The organism is Sphingomonas mesophila, assembly GCF_003499275.1.
Lineage (GTDB): Bacteria > Pseudomonadota > Alphaproteobacteria > Sphingomonadales > Sphingomonadaceae > Sphingomicrobium > Sphingomicrobium mesophilum.
Window position 1 is genome coordinate 1,137,485 of sequence record NZ_QWDF01000001.1, and the last position, 15,476, is coordinate 1,152,960.

Consider the following 15,476-nt stretch of genomic DNA (forward strand, 5'->3'; position numbering starts at 1 on the left):
CGCCGCGGGGCACATATTGTTCGACGAAAGTGCCTTCAGAACCGGCGAAACCGCGATGCGCGACATCGTGCGATGGCGCGAGTGACGGGGCTCGAACCCGCGACCTCCGGCGTGACAGGCCGGCGCTCTAACCAACTGAGCTACACCCGCTAATTGCTCGCGAGTGGCGGGCAGTTAGGCTGGGGCCGTTTCGCTGTCAACGGGGTCTTTGTCGTCGTCCCGCTCCTCTTCCTCGCCGACGTGGGTGAGGCTTCCGTCCTCGAACAGGAAGCCGGCGATGTCGGGCGTTCCGGCGGCGCTGAACACGGTCTTGATGATGATCAGCAGCGGCACCGCGAGCAGCGCCCCGGTGGTTCCCCACACCCACGCCCAGAAGCTCAGCGACAGCAGGATCAGGAGCGGGTTCACCTCGATCTTCTCGCCGACGATCATCGGCGTGATGGCATTGGCCTCGATGGTGTGGAAGGCGAGGAAGATGAGCGGCGGGAGCATCGCCGCCCAGATATCCGGGAAGGTCATCAAGGCGCCGACGAACAGCAGGGCCGAGGCGATGATCGGGCCGAGATAGGGGATGAAGTTCAGGACCGCGACAATGCCGCCCCACATGATCGGCGAGTCCATCCCCAGCAGCCACAAGGTGAAGGCGGTGAGCGCGCCGAGGATGACGTTGATGATGGTGATCGTGCCGATGTAGGTCGAGGTCGCCTCGACCACCTGCTGGATCACCCGGGCGGTGGTCATCGCGCCCTCGAAGCTGCCGCGGCTCTTGATCGTCCGGCGGCGCATTCCGGTCCAGCCGGCGAGGAAGAAATAGATCACGAGCAGCGCGAAGAACAATTGGATCGCGGCGTGCGGCGCCGAGGCGGCGATCAGCCCCATCATCGAATTGGGGGTGGCGATGCGGACCTCGCGCCCGCTGTCGCCCGAGCTTTCGATGCGCGAGGCGATGTTCTCGACGAACTTTTCGAGGTTGGCGTAGAGATCGAGCACCGGCTTGAGGGTGGCGGTGACATTCTCGATGCGTTCGGGGACGAGCCGCACCCAGTCGATCGCCGGAAGCACGATCGAGAGGATCGCGAACGCCGCCAGCGCGAGGAAGATGATGATGCATAGCAACGAGGCGAGCTTGGACGGCATGCCGCGCCGCTCGAACCATTCGAGCATCGGCACGAGGGCGATGGCGACGACCAGTGCGGCGGTGACCGGGAGGAAGAATTCCGCCCCGGCGCGAAGCGCGAACGGGGTGGCGAGGGCCAGACCGACCCCGCCGATCAGGGTCAGCGAGGCGAGCAGGCGGACGCGCTTGGCCTCGGCGCTGTCCTCGGCCGGATCGCCGCCCGGCACCGCCTTCGCCAATTTGCGCCGAGCATCCATGCGCGATGCTTATCGGGGCCGGCGCGCGCTTTCCAGTGGGATTACAGCTGGCGCAGCGCGCGGTTGGGACGGACAGCGAGCAGCGGGAGCGAGCCGACCAGCCCGATGGCCAGCGTGGCGAGTGCTCCGCCGGCGAGCGTGGCGAGGACGATCGGCCAGTCGGGCGCCCAGGTGAATTCGAACAATTTGACGATCACCGCCCAGGCCGCACCGAGGCCGAGCGCCAGCGACAAAGCGGCGAGGACCAGGGCGAGCAGGCCGAATTCGAGCGCCTGGCCGGCGAGCAGCTGGCGGCGGGTGGCACCCAGCGTCTTGAGGATGACCGCGTCGTAGGCGCGCGACTGGCGGGCGGCGGCGATGGCGCCGATCAGCACCGCCACGCCGGCGAGGATGGCGATCGCCGCGGCGGCGAAGATCGCGCTCGCCATCTGGTCGAGCAGGCTGCCGACGCGGCCGATGAGGTCGCGAACCGCGATCACCGTCGCGCTGGGAAAGCGCTCGAGCAAGCCGGTGGTGACGGCAGTGTCGCGGCCGGGGGGCATGGTGATGGTGGCGGTGAGGTTGTGCGGCGCAGCGGCGAGCGTGCTGGGCGAGAACACCAGCACATAATTGAAGCCGAGCGTGTCCCAATTGACCCGGCGGAGCGAGGCGATGCGCGCGACGATCTCGCGCCCGAGGACGTTGACGGTGAGCGTGTCTCCAACTTCGAGGTCGAGCGTGGTTGCCGCCTCGACATCGAGCGAGACCAAAGGCGGGCCGCGGTAATCGGCCGGCCACCAGCGCCCGGCGACGAGCTCGCTGCCCTCGGGCAGGCCGGCGCTGTAGGTCACGCCGCGCTCGCCGCGCAGGAACCAGGCGCCGTCGGGCAATTCCTGGAGGTCGGCGACCCGCTGGCTGCCGTAGGCGGTGATGGTGCCGCGCAGCGAGGGCACGACGTTGATCGTCGCGCCCGGCGCGCGGGCTTCGACGCTGGAGCGGAACGCCCCCTCCCCGCCCATCGGGATGTCGAGCACGAACAAATTGGGGGCGCGCTTGGGGACGGTGCGCGCGATTTCCGAGGCGAGGCTGGTCTGGATTGCGGCGAGGGTCACGAACAGGGTCAGCGCAAGGCCGAGCGCGACGACCAGAGCGGTGGTCTGCGAGCCCGGGCGGTGGAGGTTGGCGATGGCGAGGCGAAGCAACGGGCGGCGCGGGCGCGGCAGTCGGCGGGCGATCCGGGTCAGCGCCCAGCCGAGCGCAAGCAGCAGCAGCAGGGCCGCGGCGACTGCGCCGAGCACGACGGCCGAGAACAGGGGCTCGCGCGCCGTGCCGAGCGCGAGGGCGACCATCGCCGCCAGCGCGATACCGACGATGAGGACGGTGCGCAGGTCGAAGCGGCGGCGCGCCTCGACGTTGGAACGGAAGATGGCGGCGGCGGGCTGGCTGCGCGCGCGGGCGACCGGCGGAATGGTGAAGATCAAGGCGATCAGCAGGCCGAAGGCGGCAGCGGTGGCGAGCGGCAGCGGGTGGAGCCGGAAGCCGGGCGCGACCGGAAGCAGGTCGCCGGCGGCGGCGACGATCAGCGGCGGGAGCACGGCGCCGACGGTGAGGCCGACGGCGATCGCGACGAACGCGACGGCGCCGACCTGGAGAAGATAGATCCGCTCGATATCGGCGGCGCGCGCGCCGAGCACCTTGAGCGTCGCGATGCCGCCGCGCTTGGCGGCGAGATAGGAGCCGACCCCGTTGCTCACCCCGATCCCGGCGATGACGAGGGCGGCTAGGCCGATCAGCGCGAGGAATTGGCCCATGCGCTCGAAGAAGCGGCCGGCGCCGGGGGCGGCGCGCTCATGGTCCTTATATTCCCAGGTCTCGGCGGCGAAGCGCTGCTCGAGCTGCTCGCGCACCGCCTTCGCATCGCTGCCGGGCGGAAGGCGCAGGCGGTATTTGCTCTCGTACAGGCTGCCGGGCTGGATCAGGCCGGTGCGGGCGAGGCCGCCCAAGGATACCACAGCCACCGGGCCGAGGGTGAAGCCCTCGCCGACCCGGTCGGGCTCGTCGGCGATGATCCCGGCGACGGTGAAGTCGGTCCGGTTGTAGCGCAGCGTGCTTCCGGGGCGAAGCGACAAGCGTTCGGCGAGCGCCTTGTCGACCAACACTTCGGTCGGGGCGAGCTGGCGGTAGCGGCCGGCGACGAGCGTCAGCGCGCCGTAAAGCGGGTAGCGGGCGTCGACGCCTTTCAATTCGGTCAGCACGGGGGTCGCGCCGGCCGCTTGCGCCATCGCGCGAGTGCGGATGGTTTCGCTGAGCGTGCCGAGGCGGCGCAGCTGGGCGAGCTGGGCGGGGGCGGCCTGGCGCTGGGTCATGGCCACTTCGAGGTCGCCGCCGAGCAGGGTCCGGCCGCGGCTGGTGAGCTCGGCGCCGATGGCGGAAGTCAGGCTACCGATCGCGGCGAGCGTCGCCACGCCGAGGAACAGGCAGACGAACAGCAGGCGCAGGCCGCGAAAGCCGGCGTGGAGGTCGCGCCGGGCGATCCGCCACGCCGGGCCCCACCCGAGCGTGGTCACCGCTTGTCCTCGCTCAGGAGGCCGTCGGCCATGCGCAGGGTCCGGGTGCAGCGCTCGGCCAGCGCGGGATCGTGGGTGATGATGACGAGCGTCGCTCCGCTTGCCCGGTGGCGCTCGAACAAGAGGTCGATGACCGCCGCGCCGGTGGCAGTGTCGAGGTTGCCGGTCGGCTCGTCGGCGAACAGGATCGCCGGGCCGGGCGCCATGGCGCGGGCGATGGCGACCCGCTGCTGCTCGCCGCCGGAGAGTTGAGTGGGATAGTGGTCGAGGCGGTGGCCGAGGCCGACCGCGGCAAGCTCGCGCGCGGCGGCGTCGAACGCGTCCGCGCGGCCGGCAAGCTCGAGCGGGACGGCGACATTCTCGAGCGCGGTCATGGTCGGGAGCAGGTGGAAGGCCTGGAGGACGATGCCGATGCGGCCGCGGCGGGCCTCGGCGAGCTGGTCCTCGCCGAGCGCGGAGAATTCCACGCCGTTGACAGTGACGGTGCCCGAGCTGGCCTGCTCGAGCCCCGCGAGGATCGCCATCAGCGACGACTTGCCCGAGCCCGAAGGCCCGAGGATGGCGAGGCTCTCGCCGTGGGCGATGTCGAGCGAGACGCCGCGCAGGATCGCGACCGAGCCGAGCGCGAGGGTGACATTTTGCGCGCTGATCGCGATAGGATCGGCCGGTTGGTCTGGCATGTTGGCGGGAGCGGTCCTTGACGAAGAAGCTGGTGGCATATGGGGCGGCGCTGGCGCTTGTCCAATCGACGGCAGGGTGCGCGCCGGAAAGCGGGACTTTGGCCGAGGGCGAGCGGCGCATGGAAGAGCCGGCGGCGGCCGCTGAGGCTGAAGCGCACGGGCCGCTGGTGGTGGCGTTCGGGGACAGTTTGTTCGCCGGCTACGGGTTGGCGCAGAACGAGGGGCTGGCGCCGGCGCTCGACCGCGCGCTCGAGCAGGCAGGCGTTGCGGCAGAAGTCGTCAATGCGGGAGTCTCGGGCGATACCAGCGCGGCGGGCTTGCAGCGGCTAGCGTTCACGCTCGACGGGCAGGCGCGTGAACCCGCGCTGGTGATCGTCGGGCTGGGCGGCAACGACATGCTGCGCGGAGTGGCGCCGTCCCAGACCCGGGCCAATCTCGACGCGATGCTTGCCGCGCTCAAGCGGCGCGGGGTGCCGGCGATGCTCAGCGGAATGGTCGCGGCGCCGAACATGGGCGCGGATTATGCGCGCGAATTCAACGCGATCTATCCCGAGCTTGCGAAGAAATATGACGTTCCGCTGTATGCGTTCACGCTTGACGGAGTGATCGGCCAGCCGGGGCTGATGCTCGGCGACGGGGTGCATCCCAGCGCGCGCGGGGTGGCGGTGATGGCGGGGCGGATGGCGCCGGTGGTGAAGGATGCGCTCGCCACGCAATAGCGCTGGTGCCCCCGGTCGGACTCGAACCGACACTTCTTGCGAAACTCGATTTTGAGTCGAGCGCGTCTACCAATTCCGCCACAGGGGCCCCGGGCGAGCGCTAGCTAAGCGAGCGGGCGGCCGCTCGCAAGCCCGAGCGGTCAGCCGGCCGGACAGGAGCGCGCGGCGATCCATTGCTCGATGTGGCCGCGCAGCGCGACCAGCGGGACGATCCCGGTCTCGAGCACCCGCGCGTGGAATTCGCGCAGGTCGAAGCAGCGGCCGAGCGCCCGCTCCGCCTCGCGGCGCAACGCGAAAATCTCCAGCGCGCCGCTGTCGTAGGCAGTGAGCTGGCCCGGCCAGACGACGATCCGGTCGATCAGATCCTCCGCTTCGGGCCCGGCAAACCGGCCGGATTCGCGAATGAAGGCGACCGCCTGCTCGCGCGACCAGCCCATCAGGTGGAGTCCGGGATCGACGACCATGCCGCGCGCCGGCCACAAGCGGCGGGTCATGCGCGCATAGGTCGTCTGGTAGATGCCCGCTTCCTCGGCCAGCGCCTCGGAATAGCGCGCCCAGCCTTCGGGGTAGGCGGAATTGAACAACAGCTCGGCGATCGGGCTGCCGACCGTGCTCGCGGCGAGCGCAATCTGCATGTGGTGGCCGGGATAGCCCTCGTGGACGGCGGTGATCTCGGCGCCGCCGCGAGTTTCGCTGTCCCAGCGCTCGCTCGGGATTCGGTAGTAGGCCGGGCGGGCGGGATCGATCTGGCGCTCGTAATAGGCGCTCGCGCCGGTACCGCGGCGATAGGCGTGGAGCGGCTCGACCAGCATCTGCTGGGCGGGCATCCGCTCGAACAGGCGGGCGCTGCGTTCCCGCGCGCGGTCGACTATCGCGCGGGAGAAGGCGATCAGCTCCGCCTCGGACGAGAAACGGTTGTCGCGCGCCTCGTTGATGCGCTTGACGATGACCGGCAGCTGGTCGCTTCCGAACGCTTCGCGGCCGATGGCGCGGACCGCGGCAAGGTTGCCGTTGACGGTTTCCTGGCCGAGCTTGAACACCTCCTCGGGCGAGCGCTTCAGCGTGGTGAAGCTGCGCAGCGAAGCGGCGTAGCAGGCGCGGCCGTCGGGATGGGCACTGATGGCGATCGAATCGCGCGCACGCGGCAGATATTCGTTGGTGAGGAAACGGCCGTAGGCGCGGAAGGCGGCGCGCAGCGGGCCGTTGAGCAGGGCCCGGAACTGCGCCTTGAAGGCGGGGTCGGTCGAGCGTTCGGCGATGGCGTAATAAGGCAGCTTGTCGGGGGCGGAGGCGACGATGCCGTCGATCTGCTTCATCACCCGGCGGACGACCGGCTTGGGCGCCGAGAAGCCGGCGGCGAGCCCGCGCCGGGCGTTGGCGATTTCCTGCGCGACCACCGCGGGAAGCTTCGACCAGCGCTCGAGCGCTAAAGCGCGCTCACGCTCGGTCGCGACCGGCTGCTCGCGCGCGACATCGGCCAGGCCGAGGTGCCAGCCGCTCATGTGATTGACGTCCCATTGCTCGTAGCGGCAGACGCGGGTGGCGCGGTCGGCCTCGAGCCGCTCGATCATCGCCGCGCGGACCAGCCGCTTGGGGGTCGACAGGCCCTCGGCGGGGATGGCGGCGACCGCGGCGAGCAAGGCGTCGCGCTGTGCGTCGAACGCGGCGATGGCGGCCGGGCTGCGATCGCCCCAGCGGCCGTGGTCCTCGGTCTTGACCCCGACGAAGTAGGCGGTCGTGGGATCGTAGGCGATGGTCTCGGCAACCATCCGGTCGGCGAGCGAGTCGAGCTGCTGGTCGGAACTGATCGCGGGAGACACGGTCGGAGTCGCCGCCGGCGCGGTGTCGGTCGGAGGGAGCGTGGCGCAGCCGGAGAGGAGCAGCGCGGCGATGACGAGCGGAGTCGAAACACGCATGGATTGTCCCCCCGAGGATGATGGCGGAAGGCTAGGCGCTAGCGGGCGGCTGGCAAACCCTCAATTGCGCGGGGCCTGGCGGCGGTAGCTGAGCGCTTCGGCGACGTGGATCCGGCCGACGCTGTCCGAACTTGCGAGGTCGGCGATGGTGCGGGCGACGCGCAGCACGCGGTGGAAGCCGCGCGCGCTCATCCGCATCGCCGCGGCGGCATCGGCGAGCAGCTTGCGGCCGGGGTCGTCGGGGGTGGCGACCCGCTCGAGCAATTCGCCGTCGGCCTCGGCGTTGGTGCGCGCCCCCTCCCCTGCATAGCGCGCGGTTTGCACCTGGCGGGCGGCGGCGACCCGTTGCGCGACTTCGGCGCTGCCCTCGGCCGGGGGCGGCAGGGTGAGGTCGGCGGCGCTGACTCCCGCGACCTCGACGTGAAGGTCGATTCGGTCGAGGAACGGGCCGCTGACCCGCGCCTGATAATCGGCGGCGCAGCGCGGTGCTCGCGCGCAGGCCAGCGAGGGGTCGCCAAGATGGCCGCAGCGGCACGGGTTCATCGCCGCCACCAGCTGGAAGCGCGCCGGGAAGGTGACGTGCATGTTGGCGCGCGCGACGGCGACCTCGCCGGTCTCGAGCGGCTGGCGCAGGCTGTCGAGAACCTGGCGCTGGAATTCGGGAAGCTCGTCGAGGAACAGCACGCCGAGGTGCGCGAGGCTGATCTCGCCGGGACGGACCTTGAGCCCGCCGCCGACCAGCGCCGGCATCGAGGCGCTGTGGTGCGGCGAGCGAAACGGGCGGCGGCGGCGCATCCGCCCGCCCTGGAGCTCGCCGGCGACCGAGGCGACCATCGAAACTTCGAGCGCCTCGGCCGGCTCGAGCGGCGGCAGGATTCCGGGCAGGCATGAGGCGAGCAGCGACTTGCCGGCGCCGGGCGGCCCGCTCATCAGCATGTTGTGGCCGCCGGCGGCGCAGATTTCGAGCGCGCGCTTGGCCACCTCCTGGCCCTTGACCTGGGCAAGATCGGCGCCGCCGGCCATCGGCTCGGCCTCGCCCGGCTGCGGCGGAGTGAGCACCCGCGAGCCGCGCAAATGGGCCATCAGGGCGAGCAGGTCGGGCGCGGCGACGATCTCGACATCCCCCGCCCAGGCCGCCTCTGCGCCCTGCGAGAAGGGGCAGATCAGCCCCATCCGGCGCGACGAGGCGTGGAGCGCGGCGAGGAGGACTCCGGGCGACGGGATGATCCGCCCGTCGAGGCTCATCTCGCCGACCGCGACGAAATGGCTGAGCGTCTCGCCGTCGATCGCGCCGATCGCCGCAAGCAGGCCGAGCGCGATCGGCAGATCGTAGTGCGAGCCTTCCTTGGGCAAATCGGCCGGCGAGAGGTTGACGGTGATGACCTTGGGCGGGAGCGCGAGGCCGATCGCGGCGAGCGCGGCGCGGACCCGCTCGCGGCTTTCGGCGACGGCCTTGTCGGGCAGGCCGACGACGGTGAAGCGCGGCAGGCCGGAGGATAGCTGGACCTGCACCTCGACGGCGCGCGCCTCGAGCCCGAGATAAGCGACGGTGGAGACGATGGCGACCATCAGGCGGCCGCCCTGCTGACGCTACTCGACCACCCCAATTGCCCCCCTAGCTTCGGCGCGGCGGATGCTAGCGGGGGAGCGGAAGAGCGCAAGGGTCCTTTCGCCGTCGCCCCAGCGCAGGCTGGGTTCCATGCCGCTCGGTCTGGAGTAACCGTGAGGCATGGATGCCAGCCTTCGCTGGCATGACGAATCTGGCTGGAGCGATACTACTCCGCCGCTTCGAGCTCGGCGAATTCCTGGGCGGCGAGGAATTTCTCGGCGTCGAGGGCGGCCATGCAGCCGGTTCCGGCGGCGGTCACCGCCTGGCGGTAGATCTTGTCCATCACGTCGCCGCACGCGAACACGCCCTCGACGCTGGTTCGGGTCGAGCCGGTTTCGACCGCGATATAGCCGTCGCTATCGAGCTCGAGCTTGCCGGCGAACAGCTCGGTCGCCGGGGAATGGCCGATGGCGACGAATGCGCCATCGACGTCGAGCCGCTTGACCTCGCCGGTCCGCACATTGCGCACGTCGAGCCCGACCAGTACCTCGGGATCGCCGCCGCCGACGAACTCGGCGACCTCGCTGTCCCACATCAGCTTGATGTGCGGATTGGCGAACAGGCGGTCCTGGAGGATCTTCTCGGCGCGCAGGGAATCGCGGCGGTGGATCAGGGTGACGTCCTGGCTGTGGTTGGTGAGGTAGAGCGCTTCCTCGACCGCGGTGTTGCCGCCGCCGATCACCGCGACCTTCTTGCCGCGGTAGAAGAAGCCGTCACAGGTCGCGCAGGCCGAGGCGCCCTTGCCTTTCATCCGCTCTTCCGAGGGCAGGCCGAGCCAGCGCGCCTGGGCGCCGGTGGCGATGACGAGGGTGTCGGCGTGATATTCGCCGCTGTCGCCCTTGAGCAAGAACGGGCGGCGGGTGAGATCGACGTCGTGGATATGGTCCCAAACCATGCGCGTGCCGACATGCTCGGCCTGGGCCTGCATCTCCTCCATCAGCCACGGGCCCTGGATGACGTCGCGGAAACCCGGGTAATTCTCGACATCGGTGGTGGTGGTGAGCTGGCCGCCGGGCTGAATGCCCTGGACGACGACCGGGGCAAGGCCTGCGCGCGCGGCGTAGATGGCGGCGGTCAGCCCGGCCGGACCGGAGCCGAGGACGAGCAGGCGGGTCGAAACGATATTGGTCATGGCCGGGCCTCAGATGGGCAAGCAGGCTGCATCACACAAGCCGCGACTGGTCGAGGGCGGCGGCGATGAAGCCCTTGAAGAGGGGATGCGGGTCAAACGGGCGGCTCTTGAGCTCGGGGTGGAACTGGACTCCGATAAACCACGGGTGGTCGGGGCGCTCGACGATCTCGGGTAGCTCGCCATCGGGCGACAGGCCGGAGAAGATCAGGCCGCCCTTCTCGAGCGCGTCGCGATAGTGGACATTGACCTCGTAGCGGTGGCGGTGGCGCTCGCTGATCTCGGTCGCGCCATATTGCTGGGCGACCTTGCTGTTGTGGCCGAGCACCGCGTCATAGGCGCCGAGCCGCATGGTCCCGCCGAGATCCGTGTCGGCGCTCCGCTTCTGGAGGCCCTCGGGCCCCATCCATTCGGTAATCAGGCCGACCACCGGCTCGCTGGTCTCGCCGAATTCGGTGGTCGAGGCGGCGGCGATCCCGGCGGTGTTGCGGGCGCCTTCGATGCACGCCATCTGCATGCCGAGGCAGATGCCGAAGAACGGCACCTCGCGCTCGCGGGCGAACTTGACCGAGGCGATCTTGCCCTCGCTGCCGCGCTCGCCGAAGCCGCCCGGGACGAGCACGCCGTGGAGCGGCTCCAATTCTGCGGCGAGATCGACGTCGTCGCGCTCGAACACCTCGGCGTCGATCCAGCGGATGTTGACCTTGACGCGGTTGGCGAGGCCGCCGTGGGTCAGTGCCTCGCGCAGGCTCTTGTAGGCGTCCTGGAGGCCGACATATTTGCCGACCACGCCGATCGTCACCTCGCCTTCGGGATGGTCGACCCGGTCCATGATGTCGCGCCAGCGGGCGAGATCGGGCGCGGGGGCGTCGTCGATCCCGAACACGCGCAGCACCTCGTCGTCGAGGCCCTCGCCGTGATATTGCAGCGGCACGTCGTAGATCGAGCGCGCGTCGAGGGCCTGGATCACGGCCGAGGCGGGAACGTTGCAGAACAAGGCGATCTTGGCCCGCTCGGCCTCCGGGATCGGCCGCTCGGCGCGGCACAGCAGGACGTCGGGCTGGAGCCCGTAGCTGGTCATCTCGCGCACCGAATGCTGGGTCGGCTTGGTTTTCAACTCGCCGGCCGCGGCGAGATAAGGCACCAGCGTGGTGTGGACGAAGCACGACTGGCCGCGGCCGAGGTCGTTCTTCAATTGGCGGATGGCCTCGACGAACGGCAGGCTCTCGATGTCGCCGACCGTGCCGCCGATCTCGCAGATCACGAAATCGAGCCCGTCGGTGTCGGCCAGCGCAAAGTCCTTGATCGCGTTGGTGACGTGCGGGATGACCTGGACGGTGGCGCCAAGATAGTCGCCGCGCCGCTCGCGGGCGATGATGCCCTGGTAGATCCGGCCCGAGGTGATGTTGTCGCTCTGGCGCGCCGAAACGCCGGTGAAGCGCTCGTAATGGCCGAGGTCGAGATCGGTTTCGGCGCCGTCGTCGGTGACGAACACCTCGCCGTGCTGATAGGGGCTCATGGTCCCCGGATCGACGTTCAGATAGGGATCGAACTTGCGGATCCGGACCTTGAACCCGCGCGCCTGAAGCAGCGCCCCGAGGGACGCCGCGAGCAAACCCTTGCCGAGGCTGGAGACCACGCCGCCGGTGACAAATATGAACCGCGCCATGGGAGTCGGGCCTTAGGGATGGTTGGCGGCCGCTGGCAAGCGCGCGAATCAACGCGCCGCGAAAAAAGACTTACTGGGCGAGCGGCACCGCAGGGGCGTCCTGGGCCGGCTGCTGCGGCGCCGGGACGACCGGGCTGGCCGGAGCGGACTGGTTGACCAGCGAGGTGTCGACCGTGGTCGGCTGGCGGCTCGAGCCGGCCACCGCGGCGAGCGCGATCGACATCAGCACAAAGGCGCCGCCGAGGAAGGCGGTCGAGCGGGTCAAAAAGTCGGCTGCTCCGCGCGCGGTCATGAAGCCCGACGACGAGCCGCCGACGCCAAGGCCCCCGCCCTCGCTGCGCTGCATGAGGATGACGGTGACGAGCGCCGCGGCGATCAGGGTCTGGACGATGAGCAGGAAGGTGAACATGGGCGGCGAGATAGACGCGGAGGGCCGGAAGTTCAATCGGCGGCGGCGGCGGCGGCGACAATCGGGAGGAAATCCGCCGCGGTGAGGCTGGCGCCGCCGACCAGCGCGCCGTCGACATCACCGACGGCAAAGATTTCCGCCGCGTTGGAGGCCTTGACCGAACCGCCGTAGAGGATTCGCACGCCCTGGCCAGGCTCGCCGTAGGCACCGGCGAGCTCGTCGCGCAGGGCGGCGTGCATCGCGGCGACGTCTTCGATCGAGGGGACAAGGCCAGTGCCGATCGCCCAGATCGGCTCGTAGGCGATTGCCAGCCGGCGCGCGTCGCCGGGCCAGTCGGGCAGCGAGGCGGCGAGCTGGGCGCGGACGACGGGAACCGCGTCGCCGCGCTCGCGCACCTCGCGGCTCTCGCCGACGCACAGGACGACGTCGAGCCCGGAGCCGAGCGCGGCGGCGGCCTTGGCGCGGACCGCCACGTCGCTTTCGTGATGGTCGGCGCGGCGCTCGCTGTGCCCGACGATGGTCAGCGTGGCGCCGCAATCGCGCAGCATCGCCGCGGAGATGTCGCCGGTGTGCGCGCCCTTGGCCTCGGCGTGAACGTCCTGCCCGCCGATCGCGAAGCCCGGCAAGGCGCGGACGGCGCGCTCGATCAGGGTCGCCGGAAGGCACAGCGCGACGTCGACCCCGCGATGCGCCGCCGAGCCCTCGGCGATTGCCTGGACCGCGTCGAGATCGCCCGCCAGGCCGTGCATCTTCCAATTGCCGGCCACCAGCTTGCCGCGTGTCATATACATATCCCCTGTTCGACTTGCCGTTGTCAGGCCTCGCCCCTAAAGCGGCGGCGAGCATTTTCAACCGCCAGGACCGCCATGATCTCCTCCGTCCGCCGCCTGTCGAAAACGATGGTCGGCACCATCATCATGCTGCTGTTCTTCGTCGTCATCCTGTTCGGCTTCGCGCTTCAGGACATCAATTCGGTGACCGGCTTCGGCGGCGCCGGGCAATCTTCGACGCTGGCCAAGGCCGGCAAGCAGGAAGTGACCGAGCGCGAATTCAGCGCGCAGCTGCAGCGGCGCCTGGCGGAAGTGCGCCAGCAGAACCCCAACGCCGATTATTCCGCGCTCGCGGGCGAATTCGAGCCGCTGCTCAACTCGCTGCTCCAGCAGAAGGCGCTGGCGGCATTCGCCGCGGGCCAGGACATCGTCGTTTCCAAGCGGCTGATCGACGCCGAGATCGCCCGGCTGCCCCAGACTCGCGGGCTCGACGGGCGGTTCAGCCAGGACGCCTACAACCGCTTCCTCGCCCAGGCGCGGCTGACCGACGGCGAATTGCGCGCCGAGATCGAGCGCATGATCATCAACCGGCTGATGCTTGCGCCGGCCGCCGCCGAACCACGGATCCCGGTCGGAATCGCGCGGCCCTATGCGGCGATGCAGCTGGAGCAGCGCGAGGCGGACATCGCGCAGATCCCGATCGAGCCGTTCATGGCCGCGCTCGGCGACCCGAGCGACCAGGCATTGCAGACCTTCTACCGCGCCAATCTCGCGCGCTACACGGTGCCTGAGCAGCGCGTGCTCGACCTCGCCCGGATCGATCCCAGCGCGGTCGCCAACGTCGCCGCCACCGACAAGGAAATCGTCGATTATTACCGCGCCAACCAGGCGACCTACGGCGCCAGCTCGCGGCGTGTGCTGAGCCAGGTGGTGCTGCCGTCGCAGCAGGCCGCCGACGCGCTGGCCGCCAAGCTGCGCGGCGGGCAATCGTTCGCCGAGGCCGCCAAGCCGCTCGGCTTCGCCGCCGCCGACATCGCGATCGGCGCGCAGAGCCGCGAGCAATATCAGTCGCTGACGAGCAAAGCCGTGGCCGACGCGGTGTTCGCACCGAGCGTCAAGGCCGGCGCCGTGGTCGGGCCGCTGCGCTCGCCGCTCGGCTGGACGGTGGCCAAGGTCGATTCGATCCAGGAGGTCGGCGGCAAGTCGCTTGAGGCGGCGCGCGGCGAGATCGCGGCCAGGCTGTCGGCCGACAAGCGCAAGGATGCGCTGGCCGACCTCATCGCGCGGATCGAGGACGGCATCGCCGACGGCAAGAATTTCGCCGAAGCACTGGCCGGGACCGGGATCACGCCGACCCGCACCCCGGCGCTGACCGCGGCCGGGACCGCTCGCAGCCAGCCCGGCTTCAAACTTCCGCCCGAACTGGCGCCGGCATTGCGCGGCGGGTTCGAGCTTGGCCAGGGCGACGACCCGGTGGTCGAGGCGCTCGGCGGCGACGCCGGCTATGTGCTGGTCGGGGTCGACCAGATCATCCCCGCCGCGCCGGCTCCGCTTGCGGAAGTTCGGACCGCGGCGGTCCGCGACTGGAAGATGCGCGAGGCGACCGCCCGTGCGCGCGCCGTTGCGGCCCGCGCCGCGGCGGCGCTGTCCAAGGGCGCGACGATGGCCGACGCGCTCAAGGCGGCCAATGCCGGGGTGGCCCTGCCCGCCCCGCGCCGCGAGAGCGTCCGGCGGATCCAGCTCGCCCAGCTCGGCCAGCAGGTCCCGGCGGCGCTGCGGATGATGTTCAGCCTGGCCGAGGGCCGCAGCCGGATGGTCGCTCGGCCCGAAGGCGGCGGGTTCGCCCTGGTCAAGGTGGTCAAGATCGTGCCCGGCGACGTCACGCTCCAGCCCGGGCTGGTGTCACGGCTGCAGGCCGAGTTCGTCCAGCCTATGGCCGGCGAATATGCCGAGCAGTTCACCCGCGCGATCGAGCAGTCGGTCGGGGTCGAGCGCAATGCCGAGGCGATCGCCGCGGCGCGGCGGCGAATCCTCGGCGGCGGCAGCTGATGGCCCGGGCGCGGATCCTCGCGCTCGACAATTACGACAGCTTCACCTTCACCCTGGTCGACTATCTGCGCTCGGCCGACGCCGAGGTGACGGTGGTGCGCAACGACGCACTGACGGTCGGCGAGGCGCTCGGCGGGCCGTTCGACGGACTGATGATCTCGCCGGGGCCGGGCACCCCCGCGGAAGCCGGCATCTCGGTCGCGCTGGCGGCCGCGTGCATCGCCGAGCGCCGGCCGCTGCTGGGCGTGTGCCTCGGCCATCAGGCGATCAGCGAAGCGTGCGGCGGCAAGGTGATGCGGGTCGCGCCCGTTCACGGCAAGGTCGCGCAGGTGCGGCACGACGGCAGCGGGCTGTTCGCCGGCCTTCCCTCGCCGATGGCCGCGACGCGCTATCATTCGCTCGCCGCGGAGAGCCCCTCGCCCCCGCTGGTCGCCAATGCGTGGAGCGAGGACGGGGTGGTGATGGCGCTTCGCCACCTCGCAGCGCCGGCCCACGGCGTCCAGTTCCACCCCGAGAGCGTAGCCTCGGCGCATGGCCGCGAACTGATCGCCGCGTTCGTCCGCGCGTGCGGTTGACGGGGCCCCTCCCGTTCGATACACGTTCCGC

12 protein-coding genes and 2 tRNA genes are annotated in these 15,476 nt (G+C 70.4%); 3 read left to right on the forward strand and 11 right to left on the reverse strand.

Going from position 1 to position 15,476, the window contains the following annotated elements; all coding sequences use genetic code 11:
• Positions 1–73 precede the first annotated feature (73 nt).
• From D0Z60_RS05865 to D0Z60_RS05880, 4 genes are all read right to left on the reverse strand, one after another.
• Positions 74–150, reverse strand: a tRNA-Asp gene (locus tag D0Z60_RS05865).
• Between the two features lie 24 nt (positions 151–174).
• Positions 175–1,374 carry an AI-2E family transporter gene (locus tag D0Z60_RS05870; RefSeq protein ID WP_118857381.1) on the reverse strand — a complete coding sequence of 400 codons (1,200 nt, stop codon included), beginning with the start codon at positions 1,372–1,374 and terminating at the stop codon, positions 175–177.
• 41 nt (positions 1,375–1,415) lie between these two features.
• Entirely contained in the window at positions 1,416–3,920 is a 2,505-nt protein-coding gene (locus D0Z60_RS05875) for an ABC transporter permease (RefSeq protein WP_118857382.1), read from the reverse strand.
• Positions 3,917–4,600, reverse strand: coding sequence for an ABC transporter ATP-binding protein (locus tag D0Z60_RS05880; RefSeq protein WP_118857383.1), 684 nt, complete (start codon positions 4,598–4,600; stop codon positions 3,917–3,919). The genes D0Z60_RS05875 and D0Z60_RS05880 overlap by 4 nt, the downstream gene beginning before the upstream one ends.
• Positions 4,601–4,617: 17 nt before the next feature.
• Between D0Z60_RS05880 and D0Z60_RS05885 the strand changes: the two genes are divergently transcribed.
• The gene (locus D0Z60_RS05885) at positions 4,618–5,319 is read left to right on the forward strand and encodes an arylesterase (protein WP_420822780.1); all 702 of its coding nucleotides are present in this window, start codon (positions 4,618–4,620) and stop codon (positions 5,317–5,319) included.
• Positions 5,320–5,322: 3 nt separating this feature from the next.
• Here the strand turns inward: D0Z60_RS05885 and D0Z60_RS05890 are convergent.
• The 7 genes from D0Z60_RS05890 to tpiA all read right to left on the reverse strand — a co-directional run bounded on the left by D0Z60_RS05890 (position 5,323) and on the right by tpiA (position 12,836).
• Positions 5,323–5,407, reverse strand: a tRNA-Leu gene (locus D0Z60_RS05890).
• 52 nt (positions 5,408–5,459) lie between these two features.
• Positions 5,460–7,235 carry a DUF885 domain-containing protein gene (locus tag D0Z60_RS05895; RefSeq protein WP_118857384.1) on the reverse strand — a complete coding sequence of 592 codons (1,776 nt, stop codon included), beginning with the start codon at positions 7,233–7,235 and terminating at the stop codon, positions 5,460–5,462.
• 60 nt (positions 7,236–7,295) lie between these two features.
• Positions 7,296–8,804 carry a YifB family Mg chelatase-like AAA ATPase gene (locus tag D0Z60_RS05900; RefSeq protein WP_118857385.1) on the reverse strand — a complete coding sequence of 503 codons (1,509 nt, stop codon included), beginning with the start codon at positions 8,802–8,804 and terminating at the stop codon, positions 7,296–7,298.
• 206 nt (positions 8,805–9,010) lie between these two features.
• A complete protein-coding gene (trxB, locus tag D0Z60_RS05905) occupies positions 9,011–9,976 on the reverse strand; it encodes a thioredoxin-disulfide reductase (RefSeq protein ID WP_118857386.1) in 966 nt (321 codons plus the stop codon).
• Positions 9,977–10,007: 31 nt separating this feature from the next.
• Positions 10,008–11,642, reverse strand: a complete 1,635-nt coding sequence (locus D0Z60_RS05910; RefSeq protein ID WP_118857387.1) for a CTP synthase — start codon at positions 11,640–11,642, stop codon at positions 10,008–10,010.
• 70 nt (positions 11,643–11,712) lie between these two features.
• The gene (gene secG, locus D0Z60_RS05915) at positions 11,713–12,051 is read right to left on the reverse strand and encodes a preprotein translocase subunit SecG (RefSeq protein ID WP_118857388.1); all 339 of its coding nucleotides are present in this window, start codon (positions 12,049–12,051) and stop codon (positions 11,713–11,715) included.
• A 32-nt stretch (positions 12,052–12,083) separates the two neighbouring features.
• Entirely contained in the window at positions 12,084–12,836 is a 753-nt protein-coding gene (gene tpiA / locus D0Z60_RS05920; RefSeq protein ID WP_118858462.1) for a triose-phosphate isomerase, read from the reverse strand.
• 81 nt (positions 12,837–12,917) lie between these two features.
• Between tpiA and D0Z60_RS05925 the strand changes: the two genes are divergently transcribed.
• Positions 12,918–14,870 carry a peptidylprolyl isomerase gene (locus D0Z60_RS05925; RefSeq protein WP_162888103.1) on the forward strand — a complete coding sequence of 651 codons (1,953 nt, stop codon included), beginning with the start codon at positions 12,918–12,920 and terminating at the stop codon, positions 14,868–14,870.
• Positions 14,870–15,445, forward strand: coding sequence for an anthranilate synthase component II (locus D0Z60_RS05930; protein ID WP_118857390.1), 576 nt, complete (start codon positions 14,870–14,872; stop codon positions 15,443–15,445). Before D0Z60_RS05925 ends, D0Z60_RS05930 begins: the two co-directional genes overlap by 1 nt.
• Positions 15,446–15,476 lie beyond the last annotated feature (31 nt).